This window comes from Prevotella sp. KH2C16 (assembly GCF_900113305.1).
In the GTDB taxonomy this organism is placed as follows: Bacteria; Bacteroidota; Bacteroidia; order Bacteroidales; family Bacteroidaceae; genus Prevotella.
The window spans coordinates 40,368-59,915 of sequence record NZ_FOOW01000015.1 but is presented as its reverse complement, the minus strand read 5'-3'; the positions used below and the strand labels follow the sequence as shown (position 1 = coordinate 59,915).

The 19,548-nt window shown below is 47.7% G+C and carries 18 protein-coding genes, 1 tRNA gene and 1 pseudogene; 16 read left to right on the top strand and 4 right to left on the bottom strand.

Annotation, left to right across the window (positions count from 1 at the left end):
* Nucleotides 1-231, bottom strand: a pseudogene (locus BM114_RS10170) (DDE transposase); the annotation flags it as partial.
* 198 nt (nucleotides 232-429) lie between these two features.
* On the opposite strand from BM114_RS10170, the gene BM114_RS10165 reads away from it, so the two are divergent.
* Nucleotides 430-1,734 carry a hypothetical protein gene (locus BM114_RS10165; RefSeq protein ID WP_092113097.1) on the top strand — a complete coding sequence of 435 codons (1,305 nt, stop codon included), beginning with the start codon at nucleotides 430-432 and terminating at the stop codon, nucleotides 1,732-1,734.
* On the top strand, nucleotides 1,724-2,440 hold the full coding sequence (locus BM114_RS10160; protein WP_092113094.1) for a DUF8188 family protein: 717 nt from the start codon (nucleotides 1,724-1,726) through the stop codon (nucleotides 2,438-2,440). Before BM114_RS10165 ends, BM114_RS10160 begins: the two co-directional genes overlap by 11 nt.
* A gap of 412 nt (nucleotides 2,441-2,852) precedes the next feature.
* On the opposite strand, the gene BM114_RS10155 is transcribed toward BM114_RS10160, so the two are convergent.
* Nucleotides 2,853-2,926 (bottom strand) — tRNA-Met (locus BM114_RS10155).
* Between the two features lie 222 nt (nucleotides 2,927-3,148).
* On the opposite strand from BM114_RS10155, the gene BM114_RS10150 reads away from it, so the two are divergent.
* The 13 genes from BM114_RS10150 (at nucleotide 3,149) to BM114_RS10090 (ending at nucleotide 17,111) form a co-directional block, all read left to right on the top strand.
* Nucleotides 3,149-5,059, top strand: a complete 1,911-nt coding sequence (locus tag BM114_RS10150; protein WP_092113091.1) for an LptF/LptG family permease — start codon at nucleotides 3,149-3,151, stop codon at nucleotides 5,057-5,059.
* Between the two features lie 41 nt (nucleotides 5,060-5,100).
* Complete coding sequence (locus BM114_RS10145; protein WP_092113087.1) at nucleotides 5,101-6,312, top strand: bifunctional 3,4-dihydroxy-2-butanone-4-phosphate synthase/GTP cyclohydrolase II; 1,212 nt, start codon at nucleotides 5,101-5,103, stop codon at nucleotides 6,310-6,312.
* 105 nt (nucleotides 6,313-6,417) lie between these two features.
* Nucleotides 6,418-7,611, top strand: a complete 1,194-nt coding sequence (locus tag BM114_RS10140; RefSeq protein WP_092113084.1) for a pyridoxal phosphate-dependent aminotransferase — start codon at nucleotides 6,418-6,420, stop codon at nucleotides 7,609-7,611.
* A gap of 189 nt (nucleotides 7,612-7,800) precedes the next feature.
* On the top strand, nucleotides 7,801-8,637 hold the full coding sequence (locus BM114_RS10135) for a MotA/TolQ/ExbB proton channel family protein (protein ID WP_092113081.1): 837 nt from the start codon (nucleotides 7,801-7,803) through the stop codon (nucleotides 8,635-8,637).
* Nucleotides 8,638-8,667: 30 nt separating this feature from the next.
* Nucleotides 8,668-9,309, top strand: coding sequence for an ExbD/TolR family protein (locus BM114_RS10130; protein ID WP_092113077.1), 642 nt, complete (start codon nucleotides 8,668-8,670; stop codon nucleotides 9,307-9,309).
* 1 nt (nucleotide 9,310) lies between these two features.
* Nucleotides 9,311-9,967 carry an ExbD/TolR family protein gene (locus BM114_RS10125; RefSeq protein WP_092113073.1) on the top strand — a complete coding sequence of 219 codons (657 nt, stop codon included), beginning with the start codon at nucleotides 9,311-9,313 and terminating at the stop codon, nucleotides 9,965-9,967.
* Nucleotides 9,968-9,998: 31 nt separating this feature from the next.
* Nucleotides 9,999-10,841 carry an energy transducer TonB gene (locus tag BM114_RS10120; RefSeq protein ID WP_092113069.1) on the top strand — a complete coding sequence of 281 codons (843 nt, stop codon included), beginning with the start codon at nucleotides 9,999-10,001 and terminating at the stop codon, nucleotides 10,839-10,841.
* A 7-nt stretch (nucleotides 10,842-10,848) separates the two neighbouring features.
* Nucleotides 10,849-11,805, top strand: a complete 957-nt coding sequence (locus BM114_RS10115; protein WP_092113066.1) for a PstS family phosphate ABC transporter substrate-binding protein — start codon at nucleotides 10,849-10,851, stop codon at nucleotides 11,803-11,805.
* A gap of 128 nt (nucleotides 11,806-11,933) precedes the next feature.
* Entirely contained in the window at nucleotides 11,934-13,361 is a 1,428-nt protein-coding gene (locus BM114_RS10110) for a tetratricopeptide repeat protein (RefSeq protein WP_092113063.1), read from the top strand.
* Nucleotides 13,362-13,728: 367 nt separating this feature from the next.
* A complete protein-coding gene (locus BM114_RS10105) occupies nucleotides 13,729-14,205 on the top strand; it encodes a flavodoxin (protein ID WP_369808418.1) in 477 nt (158 codons plus the stop codon).
* Nucleotides 14,202-16,070, top strand: coding sequence for a TonB-dependent receptor plug domain-containing protein (locus BM114_RS10100; RefSeq protein WP_092113058.1), 1,869 nt, complete (start codon nucleotides 14,202-14,204; stop codon nucleotides 16,068-16,070). Before BM114_RS10105 ends, BM114_RS10100 begins: the two co-directional genes overlap by 4 nt.
* A 153-nt stretch (nucleotides 16,071-16,223) precedes the next feature.
* Nucleotides 16,224-16,745, top strand: a complete 522-nt coding sequence (locus BM114_RS10095) for a hypothetical protein (protein WP_092113056.1) — start codon at nucleotides 16,224-16,226, stop codon at nucleotides 16,743-16,745.
* A gap of 39 nt (nucleotides 16,746-16,784) precedes the next feature.
* Nucleotides 16,785-17,111, top strand: coding sequence for a hypothetical protein (locus BM114_RS10090; RefSeq protein WP_143089303.1), 327 nt, complete (start codon nucleotides 16,785-16,787; stop codon nucleotides 17,109-17,111).
* Between the two features lie 191 nt (nucleotides 17,112-17,302).
* Here BM114_RS10090 and BM114_RS10085 read toward each other — a convergent pair whose 3' ends face one another.
* Together BM114_RS10085 and BM114_RS10080 are read right to left on the bottom strand one after the other, a co-directional pair.
* Entirely contained in the window at nucleotides 17,303-18,142 is an 840-nt protein-coding gene (locus BM114_RS10085) for a bifunctional metallophosphatase/5'-nucleotidase (protein ID WP_369808417.1), read from the bottom strand.
* Nucleotides 18,143-18,156: 14 nt separating this feature from the next.
* Complete coding sequence (locus BM114_RS10080; protein ID WP_092113112.1) at nucleotides 18,157-18,921, bottom strand: 5'-nucleotidase C-terminal domain-containing protein; 765 nt, start codon at nucleotides 18,919-18,921, stop codon at nucleotides 18,157-18,159.
* Between the two features lie 212 nt (nucleotides 18,922-19,133).
* On the opposite strand from BM114_RS10080, the gene rplS reads away from it, so the two are divergent.
* Nucleotides 19,134-19,493, top strand: coding sequence for a 50S ribosomal protein L19 (rplS, locus tag BM114_RS10075; protein ID WP_092113050.1), 360 nt, complete (start codon nucleotides 19,134-19,136; stop codon nucleotides 19,491-19,493).
* Nucleotides 19,494-19,548 lie beyond the last annotated feature (55 nt).

Here is a 19,548-nt window from a genome sequence, read left to right as displayed (position 1 = left end):
ATTAACCTGACGGCTTTCTGTGAAACCATTAGGCTTAAGGTCATGCCACTCTTCTTCACGAGCGTCATTCTCGTCAAGATAGATATGGAGAAGGACACGCTCATCACTAGTCTCTTCAATAATGCCTGTGTGGTCTTCACGAACGTCTGTCACGTCAAAGAACTCAAGTATACCTTTGGGAAGAAGGTAACTGGCCAGAATCTTGTAATCAAATGCTGTTTGCTTACTCATGGGTGCAAAGTTAATGCATCTCATGAACTTTTAAGCATCAAACAAGAAAATATCGGCCTATACTACAAAATTATGCCACGGATATTTGCAACTGTGCCGAGAACTATATTAAAGAAGCTGAAAGTCATATTATAGAAGAGGTGTTGAATAATGTGAGTCTAACTATTCAATGTAATATTCGAGCAATAGATTAAAAGTATGAGCAGCCAATATATCCTCATGGGTACAAATATTGTTTGTACTAACATGACAAAACCAACTCCTTTAAAGATAGGAACTCCATCTAGAATATGCTCTGCTATATCACATGATGACAAACCTATATTGCGTATCGTTGATTGTAAAATCAGTGATTGCTTTTGTTGCAGAGTTCCGATGATGAAATGGGGAGGATTGATGACTTTCCTTGTCGGTGTGGCAATGGGTGCTGTTATTGTGGCTGGAGTTATTGCAGTCGCTGCAGCAACAGTTGCTACCGGAGGCTTGGCTGGAGGTATCGTTGCAGGAATCGGAGCAGCTATTGTTCCCGCAGCAGAAGGCGCACTTACAGCAGCTCTGGCAATTGGATGTGCCACTTTTGTTGGAAGCTCCATAAAATTAGGCTATGACACATCACACCTTTGTGATGTATCTATGGATTCTACGTGGAAGATAGCACAACCGGACACTATTATAGAAGGAGAGCAGGCTATTCTGTCGCATTCATTCTTCTCTTGTTCACAAGGAGGAGTTGTAACCCCTATCATTGATGACGGATTGGCATCACGAGCTGCTCGTATGATAGCTGATAATAATAGTAGCATCATTTCTGAGGAAATGAAAAATCAACTTATTCAAGGATGTATTGGAGGTTTGACAGGAGCTGCCAATCCTGTTTCATTGGCGATAACAGCGACATTGGCTATAGGCGATGGTATTAAAGGTTATGATGACTTCTATATAGACCAGTTTGATATGTTAAAAACCGATTCTGAATTCAAATATGATTATGAAGGTGAAACAGAAGAAATAGCAGAAACTACAGTATCGGGGGAAATCATTCAAGAAGGTGGACATCGGATTTCTCCTCAAAAAATGGATGGTGGAACCGTATCATCGACTATGGAGGCAGGGAATGGCATGAAAGAGACGCAAAAGATTTCTGAAGTTGCAAGTCGAGCAAGCCAGAAGGCGGAAGAAAATGCCGTAAGGAGGATGGAAAAACTTTCCAACAACTCCAGCAAAAAAATGAAAGGCCGTGCTACTGGTGCCAGACAGAAAGCCAATCATGCAAATAAAGTAGCAGGGCAAGCTGCACGAGATGCTCAATATGCTAAAGGAAAAATCGTTGGAGGCATCATCGGATTCGGCTTAAGTGTTGGCGGTTCTTTTGTTAGTATGTTTGTTGATAGTAAATATAAAAATAAAGAATTTAATATGGCGCAGGATGAAATTATCCCTATAATAAAAGAAACTCATACTCTTGATGTAAATAAATCCCAAATAATATCAGATGAAATTTGACAAACAAAGATGGTTGCTGTATTCTTTCCAGGCATTAGCTATATTCGTTATTGGTCCAGCATTGTTTCATCTTTGCCGACCAGTTTTTGAATACTTTAAAGGTAACCGTGAGGCTGTAGCGTATACGGACACTTATGTTCAAGGATGGGATAGCCTTATTATAAAACTCCCCGATAACATAGCAGAAGACTTTTTTAACGGAGATAACTTTCATACAGGTAAATCAATTGATTTCTATAAAAACCGGGCAACGATTTTCGCTGAAATGGAAGTGTTCTATATATCTCAATATAAGAAGTATTTTGGAATAGTGTGGATATACGGAATAGATTTCTTTTCAGGCTTACATGGACGCCATTACGATGCTGCAAAAACTCAACAGTCTTTGAGGAGAGACAGAATGGAACTTTCTATCTATGTAAATAAAAAGCAGTGGAGGGACAAGTCTTATGGTACAAAAGAGAAGCCTGTACCGGTTTTCTTACACCGTATTATTTCTGGAGATGACATAGAAGAAAGAAATAAACAGACATGGAAAAGAGACAGCCTTTATCCCAAAGGACATTTTGTTGAACATTATCTCCCTCCCCATGCCGTCAGGCGTATGCGTAATACACCCGATTCTATCAACCGTAAGTTTGCTATGTATTACCTCCGCTACCTCTTGCCCGAAGATGAGTTTGACAGATTATTTAAGGAAGAATAAGGGGAGATGAAATTTAAGGCTCATCCGTTAATAATACTATACGACTTGGTCTTTTGGAATAGTGAACAAGCCAATAAGGTGGAAAATCCACTCGAAACTGACCCAGTTGACCTACGCAAAGTGGCCGCCCAAGTTACTGCACATCTGATATGTTAAAATGTTCCTTATTCTTCCTTTGAACTGTTCTTTTTCCTACGCCATTGTCAGTAATTGTTTTTTGCAAATATAAATATTATTTTTGATGTGGCAAGCGTTTTAATTCTTTTTCACTTGCGTTTTTCTGAGAGATTCCCCTTCAAGGTGAAATTTCATAAGTTTTCATTTCGTAGCTTCTCTTTCGGAAAGTTCACCAAAAGTTCACCGATGGAAACAAAAAAGGAGTTACATCGCTGTAACTCCCTGATAATCAATGTAGCGGGGGTGGGACCCGAACCCACGACCTCCGGATTATGAATCCGACGCTCTAACCAGCTGAGCTATCCCGCCGTTACCCATCGGCTGATGGGATTGCGGGTGCAAAGGTAACATTTAATTTTTAAATCGCCAAAAAAAACAAGATGATTTTCTTTTTCGTCTACAGAAAAAGCTTCTTAGCACAAAATTCTCCACCCATCAGAAAATTAAAAATCTAAAAATCGGGGAGTTTCTTATATTTTTGTGCTACTTTTGCAACTGATAATCCGCATGGCAATACGATAAAGGATTGAAATGTTTCGAATAAAGAAATTAGACATCTTCATTCTCAGGCAGTTCCTGCTGCTCTTCATAGGTTCCTTCTTCATCAGTCTGTTCGTACTGATGATGCAATTCTTATGGCAGTATGTGGATCAACTTATCGGGAAAGGCCTCACGATAGACATTCTGGGACAGTTCTTCTGGTATATGAGCTTGATGATGGTGCCCCAAGCCCTTCCTTTGGCCTTGCTACTATCCTCATTGATTTCTTTTGGAAACCTCGGGGAGAGCAGTGAGTTGACGGCCATCAAGGCGGCGGGGATTTCATTGATGCAGACTTTCCGATCGCTTATCGTATTCTCCGTTTTTATTATGTTCGTATCATTTATCTTCCAAAACAATATCGGACCTAAAGCGAGCCAGAAGATAACACAGCTCTTGATTTCCATGAAACAGAAAAGTCCGGAACTCGAAATACCGGAAGGAATCTTCTATGACGGCATCCCAAACTGCAATATCTATGTACAGAAAAAGGATTTGCAAACTGGCAAGTTGTATGGAATCATGATTTACCGGATGACTGGAAGCTACGAGGATCAGGCCATCATTCTCGCAGATTCAGGAATGTTGCAGTCTACGGCAGAGAAGAAGCATCTCTTACTGAGTCTTTATAGTGGCGAATGGTTTGAAAATATGCAGTCGTCTGAATTTGGGAACAGTGCTGCCGTACCCTACCGCCGCGAGTCTTTCGTCGCAAAAAAAATCATACTTGACTTTGACGGAGACTTCAATATGACCGATGCTTCCAGCCTCTCAAACAACTGGCGGGGAAAGAACCTGAAACAACTGAGCAACGATATCGACTCGATGACCATCCATTACGACAGCATAGGGCAGTCATACATGGCAAGCGCAAGGATGTCTTATTATCGCAAGGACAGTATTTCGAAGAAAGACTCCTTGCAAGTCCTGAAAATCATAAAGAGCCAAAAGGTAAACTTTGACTCTCTTTTCGCCAGACAGACAGATACGGAAAAGCGAGCCACTTTCAATACTGCCCTATCCAAGGCACAACAGGAAGTCATGGACTTGGAATTCAAACAACTGATAACCAATGACGGAGACTGGCTAATCCGACGGCATAAGATAGAAGAATGGAGCAAGTTCACGCTTGCCTTATCTTGCTTGATATTCTTCTTTATCGGGGCACCTCTGGGCACGATTATCCGGAAGGGCGGACTTGGCGTGCCAATCATCGCTGCCGTACTCGTCTACATCGTCTTCTATATTCTCGACAACACAGGGTCCAAGATGGCACGAGACAGTATCTGGGCGATATGGTTCGGCAAGGCGCTTGCTCCAGCCGTGCTGATTCCCCTTGCAGTTTTCGTAACCTATAAGGCCAATAACGACTCCGTGGTCTTCAACTTTGACATCTGGAAAAACCTATTCATGCGCATGATGGGACTTCGCGTAAAGCGCCATGTCTACGGCAAGGAGGTCATCATACAAAATCCTGACTATGTTGAAGACGCCAAGAAACTACGCGATATCAGCTCCAGAATCGTAAGGTATTCGCAAAAGAAGAACCTCAAGGCTGCTCCAGACGCCATCAAGGTCTTCTTCAGATACAACCCTGACCATGAGATAGAACATATCGGGGAAGAGTTAGAGACTATCATAGAAGACCTCTCGAACACACGCGACAAGGTGATACTCACAGAACTAAACACCTACCCCATTATCGCAACTAAGGCCCATACCCGCCCATTCGAACGACAATGGATGAATGTGGTTGCGGCTATTTGCATACCTGCCGGCATTTTCTTCTATTTCAGGATGTGGCGATTTAGGCTAAGGCTTCTGAGAGATTTAAGAGTCATCCGGCAAACTAACGCGAATATTATTTCAAGGATTGGCACCATCATCCAAGGTGATTTATAATAATATATTAAGGTATATATCAAAAAGTAGAAATAAAAACTATGGGAGATTTCAAACTGAGTAGCATCGAAGACGCCATAAAAGACTTCAAGGAAGGCAAATTCGTAATCGTCGTTGACGACGAAGACCGTGAGAACGAGGGAGATCTCATCACGGCAGCTGAAATGATTACTCCTGAAAAAGTGAACTTCATGCTGAAAAACGCACGCGGCGTGCTCTGTGCGCCCATCACGCTCAGCCGTTGCGAGGAATTAGACTTGCCTCATCAGGTAGCAGACAACACCTCTGTCCTCGGTACACCTTTTACCATTACCATTGACAAACTTGAAGGCTGCACTACTGGTGTCTCCACTCATGACCGTGCAGAGACCATAAAGGCTCTTGCAGATCCAGACTCAACCCCGCAGACTTTTGGTAGACCAGGGCATATCAACCCCCTCTATGCACAAGACAATGGAGTACTGAGACGCAGTGGACATACCGAGGCGGCTATCGATCTTTGCAAGCTGGCCGGACTCTATCCTGCCGGTGCATTGATGGAGATTATGAATGAGGATGGAAGCATGGCCCGCATGCCCGAGCTACAAAAACTCGCACAGAAATGGAGACTGAAAATCATTACCATCAAGGACCTGATAGCCTACCGCTTAAAGAAAGAGTCTATCATTGAAGTGGGCGAAGAGGTTAACATGCCCACAGAATACGGACACTTCCACCTGATTCCCTTCCGCCAGCAGAGTAACGGCATGGAGCACATGGCACTCGTGAAAGGCTACTGGAAAGAAGACGAGCCCATCCTTGTGCGCGTACATTCCTCATGTGCCACCGGCGACATTCTGGGCAGCCGCCGTTGCGACTGTGGCGAACAGCTCCACAAGGCCATGCAAATGATAGAAAAAGAAGGAAAGGGCGTGGTTATCTATATGCAGCAAGAAGGGCGCGGAATCGGCTTGATGAACAAGATTGCCGCATATAAGCTCCAAGAGGAAGGCTACGACACCGTAGATGCAAATGTACATCTCGGCTTCAAGCCCGACGAGCGCGACTATGGCTGCGGTGCTCAGATGCTGCGCCACCTCGGCGTCCACAAGATGCGACTGATGACAAATAATCCCGTAAAGCGTGTAGGGCTTGAGGCTTATGGTCTTGAAATCGTAGAGAATGTGCCTATTGAAATCACACCTAATAAATATAATGAACACTATTTGAAAACCAAGCGCGACAGGATGGGGCATCTCCTTCATCTTGAATGATACAATTCTGTTAAAAATCCGGGCATTTTATCAAATTACCGTAAGTATCTTTCCATTTTTACGATAAAAATGGCTACATTTGCAAAAAATAGCAATCACACGACCATGCCCAAACTATCTGACAGACTGAATCGTCTCGCCTCCTCTGCAACTCTTGCGATGTCGCAGAAAAGCAACGAAATGAAAGCTAACGGCATTGATGTAATCAATATGAGCGTCGGCGAGCCAGATTTCAATACGCCTGATTACATCAAGGAAGCAGCTAAGGAGGCCATCGACAAAAACTATTCCAGATATTCTCCGGTAGCAGGGTATGCCACCTTAAGAGAGGCTATTGCGAGAAAGCTAAAGCGGGAGAACGACTTGGACTATACCCCCAGCGAGATTTTAGTTTCAAATGGGGCAAAGCAAAGCGTCTGCAATGCTATCTTTGCCTTGGTTAACGATGGAGACGAAGTCATCATCCCAGTTCCATATTGGGTAAGCTACCCACAAATGGTAAAACTTGCAGGGGGCATACCTGTATATGTGGATACTGGTTTCGAACAGAATTTCAAGATGTTGCCCAGACAGCTTGAGGCTGCCATCACTTCAAGGACAAAGATGGTAATTATCTGCTCACCCAGCAACCCTACCGGATCGGTCTATTCAAAAGAAGAATTGAAAGAACTGGCCAAGGTCATAGCAAGCCATCAAGGACTATTCGTACTTTCCGATGAAATTTACGAGCACATCAACTATATCGGGCATCACGAAAGCATCGCACAATTTCCGGGCATGAAAGAACGCTCGATAGTCGTCAACGGTGTTTCAAAAGCCTATGCCATGACAGGCTGGAGGATAGGCTATCTCGCAGCTCCGGAATGGATTGTAAAAGGCTGTGCCAAGCTTCAGGGACAGTACACCAGCGGCCCCAGTTCCATTAGCCAGAAAGCCGCGGAAGCCGCGTATACACTCGACCAGGGATGCGTAGAGGAAATGAGACAGGCTTTCCGACGCCGGCGCGATATCATTGTCAGCCTTGCAAAAGACATTCCCGGTCTTGAAGTCAATAAACCAGAAGGAGCTTTCTATCTGTTTCCTAAATGCAACAACTTTTACGGCAAGCACTTTGGCAGCAGGGAAATCAAGGACTCCAATGACCTTGCCATGCTCCTACTTGAAGTCGGACATGTTGCGATCGTAGGCGGCGAAGCCTTCGGAGACGATGACTGTTTCAGAATGAGCTATGCTACAAGCGACGAGAATATTTATAAAGCATTGAAAAGAATTAGAGAGACATTGGCAAAGCTTGAGTAATATACACTAAGGCTAACGAATAGATTTTTCCCAAATTTATCGTTAAAACAAGTTAATTGCGCACATTCTTTGCGTTTAATTATTATCTTTGCTTGCTGAATAGTGTCTTTCCGTTAAGTCGGGATACATTATGAGACGAATTTTTATAATCAAATTTATTTATAACTAAAAATTAAAATTTCAACAATTATGGCAACTAACACACAAACAGCCAGCCCTAAGAAAAAGTCTGAGGGTTTTCAGGGAGTAAGAGGTGCATTCTGGATTATCGTAGTCTGCGCTATCATCGCATTCGTATTGTTCTTCACATGGTTCGGAAGTCCTGTCCATTTCGCAGATGAGACCAAGACTTCTCCTATCGATGTTTGGGGAACAATCTTCAAGGGTGGTATCGTCGTTCCGGTTATCCACACCCTTTTGCTTACTGTCATCGCTATGGCCATCGAGCGCACGCTGGCTCTCCGCACAGCTTTCGGTAAGGGTGCACTTCCTAAGTTCGTAGCAAACATCAAAGCAGCTCTGAATGAAAATGATTTTGCAAAGGCACAGCAACTCTGCGACAAACAGAAAGGCTCTGTTGCAAATGTAGTTCAGGCTTCTCTGAATGCTTACAAGGACATGGAGTCTGGCGCAAATGCCGCTCTGAAAAAGGCTCAGAAAGTTGCCAAGATCCAGCAGGCTCACGAGGAAGCCACTCAGCTTGAGATGCCTACTCTGACCATGAACCTGCCAATCATCGCTACGATTGTTACACTGGGTACGCTGACCGGACTTCTGGGTACTGTGGTTGGTATGATCCGCTCCTTCTCTGCTTTGTCTGCAGGTGGTGGTGCTGACTCTGCCGCTCTTTCTCAGGGTATTTCAGAGGCCTTGATCAATACCGCCTTCGGTATCGCCACTTCTTGGTGCGCAGTTGTAGCTTACAACTACTTCACCAACAAGGTTGACAAGTTGACATATGCCCTCGACGAGGTTGGTTATTCAATTGCTCAGACATACGAAGCAAACCACACGGAAGAGGCTTAATTTTTGCTAACCCTTTAAAATTTTATCGCTATGGGTAAAGTAAAAATTAAGAAGAGTGATGTCTGGATCGACATGACGCCTATGTCGGATGTCATGACCCTGCTGCTTACCTTCTTCATGCTCACTTCTACATTTGTGAAGAATGAGCCAGTGAAGGTAAACACCCCGGGTTCTGTCTCCGAGATCAAGGTGCCTGAGAACGGCGTCCTCACGATATTGGTCAGTCCTGAAAAGGACGCTGCTGGCAAGCCTACGGGCGAAGGCCAGGTATTCATGCAGATCGACAACACCGATAACCTCGGTACTACACTACAGGGCATGACTTCACAGTTTGGCGTATCTCTCACCTCTAAGCAGGAAGAGGTGTTCAAGGCTGAGTCTACCTTCGGTGTGCCAATGACCGAGTTGAGCAGCTATCTTGCAATGTCCACACAGACTCGTCAGAAGACCCTTCCCACAAAGGGGATTCCACTCGATTCTATCAAAGGCGGCATGAGCGAGTTCCAACAGTGGGTCGACCAGGCTCGCAGAGCCAATACCGACATCAAGATTGCCCTCAAGGCAGATGCCGCTACCCCCTATAAGACCGTTAAGCGTGTAATGAACGAACTTCAAGACATGGATGAGTCTCATTATTATATGATTACTCAGTTAAAGCAGGAGAGCGAATAATATGGCAAAGAAAGAAAGCAAACAAAAGAAAATCACCGTTCGCGTAGACTTTACGCCTATGGTGGACATGCTGATGCTTCTTATCACATTCTTCATGCTCTGTACCACTCTGAGCAAGCCTCAGACAATGGAGCTGACCATGCCGAGTAATGATAAAAACATTCAGGACGACATGAAGAACGAGACCAAGGCCTCGGAAACCGTTACACTGTATGTTTGCGCTGATAACAAGCTTTATTATGGAGAGGGTATCCCTGACTATGATAATCCTGCATGGATCAAGGAAGCTACTTGGGGTAGTGCCAAGGATGGTCTCCGCACCAAACTCCGTGAGCACGCCACCGAGAACGGCACCCGTCCTGTAGAGCGCATCACCCTTGCCGTCAAGGAGTTACAAGCTGCAAAAGCAAAGAACCCAAAGATGTATCCTGACAGTATCTATCAGAAGGAACTCAACAAGTTGAAAGCTGGTGAACTGAAGGGAGGCGAGAAGATTCCTACGCTGACGATTGTCATCAAGGCTACAGACAATGCATCCTACGAGAATTTGGTAGATGCTCTTGATGAAATGCAGATTCTGAGTATTGGAACTTATGTCATTGATAAGATTAATCCTGATGACGAGAAGTTGCTCAAGTCAAGAAATATCAAGATGTAATCAGCGACTAAACTAAATAAGGAAAGAAATCATGGCAAAAATAGATCTTTACGATCCTAAATGGGTCGACATGGTGTTCGCCAGCAAGAACAAGGATTACGGAGCCTACAAGCTGCGTAAGAGTACTTCTGCCCGCAACATCAAGGCTTTAACGATTCTGGTCATTGCTGCTGCTATCATCGGTGGACTCTTGATTTGGAAAGTGCAGACCGACAAGGCTGCTGAGGAGCGTCAGGCTTATATGGAAGCGATGGAACTCTCTAAATTGCAGGAACAGGCAAAAAAGAGAGAGAAAGTCGAGGAAATCAAGCCTAAGGTTCCACCTAAGAAGGAGATTCCTGTTGCGCGTGAAACCCAGAAGTTCACCGCTCCTGTCATCAAAAAGGACGAACTGGTAAAGGACGACAACAAGCTGAAAGCCATGGACGACCTTGACAAGAAAGCAGCTGTTGGCGCAGAGACTCACGAAGGCTCTGACAGCCGTATCGTAGAAGCCGTCCGTACTGATGTCGCAGTTGCTACTCCCCCGCCAGCTCCAAAGGAGGAGGTTACGCAGAAGATATTTGATGTAGTAGAGCAGATGCCATCGTTCCCCGGTGGCAACGGTGCTCTCATGTCATACCTGCAGGGCCACCTTCAATATCCGGTGGTAGCTCAAGAAAATGGCGTGCAGGGACGTGTTGTTGTTTCATTCGTTGTTGAGCGTGATGGTTCTATCAGCGATGTGAAAATCGCCCGTTCCGTAGACCCGTCGCTCGATAAGGAAGCCATGCGTGTGGTAAGAAGCATGCCGAAGTGGAATCCTGGAAAGCAGAACGGCTCTGCAGTACGCGTAAAGTATAATGTTCCTGTATCGTTCAAGTTGCAGAACTAATCACTTTATGAAAAAAACCCCATCTTACATATTCGTAGGATTAACAATAGCTGCCCTCCTCTCTTGCTCCTCAAAGGACAAGAGAGGAGGCAGAACTGATACTCCCACCTCCGGTTCCATAAGTTTTTATGCCGATGAGAGTTTCAGTCCCATTATCGAGGAAGAGGTCGAGCAGTTTGAATTCAAATTTCCCAAGGTCGACCTCAAGCCGATATATACCGATGAGATAACAGGATTGCAGAAGATAAAGGATCTGCAGACCTGCCTGTTCATCACATCAAGAGGTCTGAAGCCAAGCGAAATCGCCTATCTGAAGACCAAGAGGCAAATTCCGGTTGTGTTTCCCATCGGATACGACGGCTTAGCCTTTATCGTTAACAAGAACAATAACGACACTTGCATCTCAGTAAAGGATGTAAAGCGTGTCCTGGGCGGAGAGGTTACCGACTGGAGTCAACTTTATCCGAAATCGAAGCGCGGGAAGATTGAAGTTGTCTTTGATAACAAGCAGTCAGCCACTTTGCATTATGTAGTTGACTCCATTTTGGACGGCAAGCCTATCAATAGTACCAACATCGTTGCTGCAAAAACCAGCAAAGATGTGATAGACTATATTGACCAGACCCCAAACGCCATCGGTGTGATTGGATCCAACTGGCTTAATGACCACCGCGACTCCACCAACACCACTTTTAAGAAGAATATCCATGTAATGTCTGTATCCCTGCGAGATAAAGCCAACGAGATGAACAGCTGGAAACCTTATCAGGCCTACCTGCTCGACGGGCGTTATCCGTTTGTACGAACATTATACTGCATAGTAGTAGACCCCCAGAAGGCACTTCCATGGAGTTTTGCCAACTACATCACAAGCCCGGTCGGACAACTCATCATCTTCAAGGCGGGTCTACTCCCATACCGTGGTGATATCACCATCAAGACGGTAGATGTGAAAAGAAACTAAAAACAGGGAAAAATATAACCCATACTGCTAAAAAATCCATTCGGTTTAAACCGGAGTGAGATTTCCAGCATCTAATGGGGAAAGAGTTAGTAAACTGATTGTGAAACGACTTTTAAAAACATGCGATTATGAAAAGTATCAAATATTTATTAGTAGGAGCGTTGCTGTTGGCATCGGCTTCTACATTTGCACAAGATGTTGATTACAAGACCATGTTGCAGCCTATTGCGAAAGAGTTGAAGGCAAACCCTGGCAATTCTCTTGCAGCAAAGGATCTCGTGAAGAAGTATGCAAAGACATTCAAGAAGAATCCCGAGGCTCTGGTCGCACTGGGGTATGAATTCTTCAATGCTAAAACCTATGACAAGGCCAACGAGTTCTCCGACCTCGCACTCGCCAGAAACAAGACTATGGGTTCGGCTTACATCCTCAAGGGTGATATCGCGGCCGTTCAGGATAATGGCGGTGATGCCTCCATGTGGTACGAGCAGGCCATGCGCATGGATCCGAAGAACGCCGAAGGCTATGTAAAGTTTGCCAGCGTAAACCGCAAGGCCAATCCCGTAGAAGCAGAGAATGCATGGAAAGAACTCAAGAGGCAGATTCCTGATTTCCCCGTTGAGGCAGAGGCTGCACACAACTTCTATCTGACGGGCAACATGGATAAAGCCATCGAATACTTCGACAAGTGCGACATCAACAAGCTCGAGAAGTATCGTCTCTCGGAGTTTGCCACGGCTGCTTACTATGCCGGAAACCAGAAAAAATCACTGGAAATCGCCAACTTCGCTGCCGGGAAATACCCTGCAGAGATGGGATTTCAGCGGCAGGCAATGCGTGCCAACAATGAGTTAGGCAATTATCAGGAGGCCCTCGCTAGTGCACAGAAGATTTTGAACGACACTTGCAAGAAGACCACCTTCGACTATAACAACTACGGACAAGCCCTCAAGGGCGTCGGACAATTCGACAAAGCCATCGAACAATACAACAAAGCACTGGAGCTCGACAGCAAGGACATCAAGCCGCTTCAGTATATCTCCGAGGCCTATCAGGCTGCCGGCAACGAGAATAAAGCCCTTGAATACAACCAGAAATACATGGACAAGAACGAGAACGCCACTCCATCTGACTATGCCAAACTGGCAAGCATCTATGTAGACAAGGCCAAGAAAGGCGAAGATGCTGCCGCAAGCATCGCACAGGCCAACAAGATCTACGAGACCATCGTCTCCAAGTTCCCCTCCATTGCGGGATGGGCTTATAACCAGGCGGGCAACGGTTCTTCAGATGCCGGCTTCGACGACCTCGGTGCATCTTATTATCAGAAGACCATCGACCTTTATGCCAACAAGGCCGACCGTGATGCCGACGAGACCAACTACCTCATTCAGGCATACCAGCTCATCGGCTATTATTACTGGGCTACCAAGCAGGACCTCGAGGCAGCAAAGCCTTACTACGAGAAACTACTCATTCTCTCCCCTGACGACAAGAACGCGAAAGCCGCCCTTGCGCCACCCCAAGAGACCCCTGAGGCCACAGGCAACGAATGAAGAAATATCATAAATACCAGATATCATCCCGGATCTTGTAATAAGGTTCGGGATTTTTTAATTTCTAATGATTAGGAATCTCGTAAAAAACGACTGACAGATGGGCTTCTAATAATATCCTGCCTTAATTTTAACAGCTTTCACCCATCTTCTAATGGTTTCTTACAAGACCAGCTTTCATAAAAAGCGGTAAAAAGATTTAGTATTACCGAAATTCTGGTAACCGTAAACCCAGATTTTATTTATATCTTTGTACCTATTAAATCAGACATCAAAAAGTATGAAGCATTTTATCCTGACACTCGCAACATTGCTCGCTATCAGCCTGAGTGCCTGCTCACAAAGCAATAAAACAAAAGAAAATAATATGGGAACCAAAACTTTAGTCGCCTATTTCTCTGCCACGGGAACCACGGCGGGAGCAGCCAAGGTGCTGGCATCGGCAGCCGGAGCCGACCTTTACGAGATTCAGCCAGAAAAGCCCTATACGGATGCCGACCTCGACTGGACCGACAAGCAGAGCCGCTCAACCCTCGAGATGAACGACAAGAGCTCGCGCCCGGCCATCAAGGGCACAGTACGCCATCTTGACGACTACGGAACCGTGTATATCGGATTCCCCATCTGGTGGTACACCGCACCCACCATCATCAATACTTTCATCGAAAAGAACTATTTGAAGGGCAAGAAGATATTCCTTTTTGCCACCAGTGGCGGCAGCAATGTGAAAAAAGCCGAGAAAGACCTGAAATCCGCATATCCCGAGCTCGATATCCGGGGCTCCAGGCTCCTCAACCATCCGACTGCCGGAGATGTGAAAAAATTCGTGGAGGAGGGCAAATGATGCTGAGACAACTATTTGCAGGAATCCTCCTGACTGCCTCCGCTGCCACCATGGCCGACGGCCGAATCGACACCACCACCTTCAAGCTCGACGATGTAGTCGTAACGGGCAGCCGCTATCAGACCGACATCCGCCACCTACCCATGACGATTTCCGTCATCAATAGGCAGAAGCTCACCGAGAACTATAACGACAATGTGCTCCCCAGCCTCACGCAGCAGGTGCCTGGACTTTTCACCACCTCGCGTGGAATGCTCGGCTACGGCGTGAGCACCGGGTCGGCCGGAGGCATCAAGGTGCGCGGCATCGGCAGTATGGCCAACCTGCTCGTGCTCATCGACGGACTGCCCCAGTATGCCGGCCTCTATGGCCATCCTGTGGCAGACGCTTATCAGGCCATGCTCGCCGAACGCGTGGAAGTGCTGCGCGGACCGGCTTCCACCATCTATGGTTCCAATGCCATGGGCGGCGTCGTGAACATCGTTACCCGGAAGATGGACGAATACGGCGTGAACACCAATGTCAATCTTCAGGGAGGCTCTTATGGAACTTTCGAGGCAAATGTTACCAACCGCCTTCGCAGCGGCAAGTTTTCAAGCATTGCCGGAGTCAACTACGGACGCACCGACGGCCATCGCCTGAACTCTGAATTCGAGCAGACAAGCGGATTCCTCAAACTCGGTTACGACTTCACGCCTAACTGGACGCTGAGCGGAGGCATAGACCTCACCTACTTCGAGTCGTCTAATCCCGGAGAGGCAGGCAATCCCTACATCGACAACGACATGATGATTACCCGGGGAACCTCGGCCGTCTCGCTCACCAATCACTATGAGAAGACCTCCGGTGCGCTGCGCGTCTACTACATCTGGGGCCACCACCACATCAACGACGGCTACCACGAGGGAGGCAGTCCGCGCACCGCCTACTATCTGCACAACGACAAGATGGGCGGCTTCTCACTCTATCAAAGCGCTTCACTATTCAAGAATAACACAACAACCGCAGGCATCGACTTCCAGCATTTTGGAGGGGAAGCCTGGAACAAGGCTATGAGCGACGGCAGCCGCACCGACATTGCCCACCGTAGTGTGAACGAGATCGCGGGCTATGTAGACTTCCGCCAGGACCTCGCTGCATGGCTCACGCTGAACGCAGCCTTGCGTCTCGACCACCACTCCGTGGCCGGCAACGAATGGATTCCCCAGGGAGGCCTCACCTTCCGACTGCCCCAAGACGCCACCTTGCGCGCCATGGTCAGCAAGGGATTCCGCAATGCCACGCTTCGCGAGCTCTACATGTTCCGCCCGGCAAACGCCGATCTCAAGCCAGAACGCATGATGAACTACGAGGTATCCTACAGGCAGCAGCTGCTGGAGGGACGGTTCAGCTATGGCGTCAACCTCTTCTATCTGAAGGCCGACAACCTGATCCAGACGCAGATGGTAGAAGGCAGACCGCTGAATGTAAACACCGGAGCCACCGAGAACACCGGACTGGAGCTAGAAGCCGACTTCCGCGTCAACGACCAGTGGGGGCTGAACGGCAACTACAGCTTCCTGCACATGAGCAATCCGCAGCTCTCCGCCCCCGAGCACAAGCTCTTCGTGGGAGCCAACTATCGCAGAAACCGATTCTCGGCCAATGGAGGACTGCAATATATAGCGGGTCTCTACACCGCCACGGGTGCCGACGAGCAGAAAGAGAACTTCTGGCTGCTCAACCTCACGGCACAATACCGTGTGGCCAAAGGCCTCCACCTCTTTGTCAAGGGCGAGAACCTGCTGGCACAACGGTATGAGACCGTGGCCGGATTCCCCATGCCGAGAGCCACCTTCATGGGCGGACTGAACTGGAATTTCTAATTCCTGCGTCCCCTTTCAGTAAAGTGCCGATAGACTCTCAAGGGCTATCGGCACTTTGCATATCTATCGCCAGAAAGTCATTTTGCCGCTCGTTTTCCTTGGATTATTCAAAAAAACAATTAACTTTGCAACAGAACGAATTGGAAAAAGAGTATGACAGAAAAAAATCTTGTCTCGTCTCATCACTTGAACAGAGGCTCCTATGAGGGCATCGGGAAGTGGAAAGGTGTCATACAGGGGTGGATTGTATTCCTCGCCATCTACCTCATTACCCGTATTCCGGCAGTACAAGGGGCAATGACAGGCTTTGCCGACTGGGCGGTGGCTGACTGGGTGAAGAGCGGAGTGCCATTCATTATCAATTACTGGTTGTGGCTGGGGCTGCCTATGCTCATCGGGACGGTCATGGTCTGGCGGAAGAAAATGCCCTTTACGGAGCTTCGCGTCTATCCCGACGGCATCGGATTCGTGATAAACGGGCGTGAGTCTTTCGTGCCTCACGAGCAAGTCTACTTTTCTTACGGTTCCATGCACGAGAGCCTATGGATAGGCTGTGGCGTGCTGGGCATATCCAGAGCCAGCCATCTTTGGCAAGACTTCTCCCAGCCGGATGTGCTTGAAAACAACCTTCAGCGTTATGCCAACTGGGATATAGCGAAGTATCAGAGCAAATAGAAGACATATATAATCATCAATCAACTAAAAACTAAGAACATGGAAGAACCTTGGATGTGGATTATGGGAGCCATTGTCGTTGCACTATTAGCTGCTGCTGCCATAGGAATATGGTACAATATCAATCACGGCAAGTTCAAACCTAAGTTCTACGAATTGTCCGACGGCAGCGTGCACATTGAGTTTGAAGGCGTGTCCGAGCGATATTCCCGGCAGATGGAGCGCTTCAATGCCATCTACGGAGTAGGCAAAACGGTTGAATGGAACAATCGCCGCTTCGTAGTGGAAGAAGTAAAGCCGAAGACCTCCATGAACTGGCAGGGAGAGGTAAAGGTGATGACGGTCTATCTCAAGGAGATTCATTGACGGGTCAAGAACTCTGTACTATGGCAAATTCAGGCGCACCCGCAAAGAGGGTTCGCCCCCTTTATTCGCTGCCTGAATAACCCGCCGTCAGGCTAACAAGTATTAACAGCCCGGCAAAATCGGCGAAATCGTAAGACAAAATCGGCGAGATTGACTGACAATCTCGCCGATTTTATCATGATGCAAGCCGCCTACTTCTTTGCCACTTGCAGCTCTATCTTGCCGACATAGATGCCGTGCTTGCCATTCTGGTCGATGGGCACGGGCTTTCCGTCCATGTTTTTCACATAGAGCAGCTGCTTCATGTAAGTATGGGAGTGGCCTCCCAGCACCAGGTCGATGTTTCTCGAACCTGCCACCACCTGCTCGTCGCCGTCCTCGAGCTGCCCCACGCCGAGATGGCTGATGCAGATTACGAGGTCGCATTTCTTCTTTTCCTTCAGCATCGTAGCCGTTTCGAGCGCCGTCTTCGTCGGGTCCAGATACTTCACGCCCTTGCATTTCGTAGCGTCCACGAGCCCGTCCATCTTCGGGTCGAGCGCAAAGACACCTATCTTCACGCCCTTCCGCCTCACGATGATATAGGGCTTCACGAGGCCTTCCATCACCGTTCCAGCGAAGTCGTAGTTGGTGCAGAGCACGGGGAAGCTGGCCTTCCGGAAGAGACGCGCCATGTTCTCGAGCCCGAAGTCGAACTCATGATTGCCGATGGTGGTGGCCACATAGCCCATCCTATTCATCAAGCCCACCTCTACATCGCCCTTGAAAAGGGTGTAGTAAGGCGACCCCTGCGAGAAGTCGCCGCTGTCGAAGAGCAGCAGGTCGGGGTCCTTGCGCCGCTCTTCCTTGAGCATGGCGATGCGACGGAGATAGCCTCCGCGCCCGGCCGTAAGCGTGTCGGCAAGGTTCGCGTTCAGCGGCATGATGCAGCTGTGGGTGTCGTTGGTATGCAGTATGGTGATGGTTTTCTGTGCCGTCATGCCCAGCGTACAGAGGCAGAAGAGCACTATCATGTTCAGTCTTTTCATCATTTCGTCCTCCTTCATTATTCTATTACGATACGGCCCTCCACTTTCGCGTTGACCACCTTTCCCTGCCTCTGCATCTCACGGAAGTAGTCCATGATGATGAAGCGCACATTGTTCTCCTCATCCTGCGGCGATACCAGGCCGGTCTTGTCCTTGAAGGCCGACAGACCGTCGTTGCCCTGAGCCAGATAGTCGAGCGTGGCGACGCGGTAAGGGGTCTTCGGGTCTATTTCCCTGCCGTTCAGGCGCGCCCGCTTCAGTATTCCGTCCCTGGTGATGACCAGTTCCACACCATGGCTCACGCCCTCGCCGCCCCTCCTGGCAATCTGCCGGAAGAGCTCCATCACCTTCTCGCCACTCAGCGTGAGCAGGCAGAGCTTGTTATCAAACGGAGCCACCTCGAGCACATCTCCATAGGTAATCTTGCCCTTGGCGAAGGCCGCGCGAATGCCTCCCATGTTATACACGGCGAAGTCCGGCGTCTCGTTGAACTTCTTCGAGCCCCACACCAGAATGTCGCTGAGCAGGTTGGAGAGGTCGCTCTCCGGCTGGCCGGCCGCCATATAGTGGTCGATTTCGCCCACCACCGGGCTCATGATCGAGTCCACCTCCTGCTTATAGGGGGCGAGAAAGGCCGCGGCCGCGGCATCGGGAGTTGCGTCATAGCGCTGGTCGATAAGTATTCTGGAACGCTCGACGCCTTTCAGCACATAGTGGGAGCGGCACGACGAGCATGCAAGGAGCACCCCGAGCACTGCCGCGAGAATGATATTTTTCTTCATATCAGAAATGTTTCTGTCCACAAAGATAGGCATAATCCGCCAATCCACAAAGCCCTTTCTTCCATAAAATATACATTTTTCCCCTAAAACATTTGGCAGGGAGCGAAAAATGTAGTAACTTTGCACCGCTTTTCGGCTTAACCGCTGGTTGATGGAAGAGTCATTACGCCATGTTGAGTTGGAACGACAAACAAATTTAATTTAAACTTACAATGGATTTAATTAAAGTTGCTGAAGAAGCATTTGCAACCGGCAAGCAGGTTCCGGAGTTCAAAGCCGGAGACACCGTAACTGTCGCTTACAAAATCGTCGAGGGTACCAAGGAGCGTATCCAGCTCTATCGTGGCGTGGTCATCAAGATTTGCGGCCACGGAGAGAAGAAGCGTTTCACTGTCCGCAAGATGTCAGGAACCGTAGGCGTAGAGCGCATCTTCCCTATGGAGTCGCCCAACATTGACCATATTGAGGTTAACAAGCGCGGTAAGGTTCGCCGTGCGAAGCTCTACTATCTGCGCAAGCTTACTGGTAAGGCTGCCCGCATCAAGGAGAAGAGAACCGCTTCAGCTGAATAGTTTCCTATCTTTTTTCAGAAAGAAATAGAGAGAGGTGTCCCCGTCAGGAGGCACC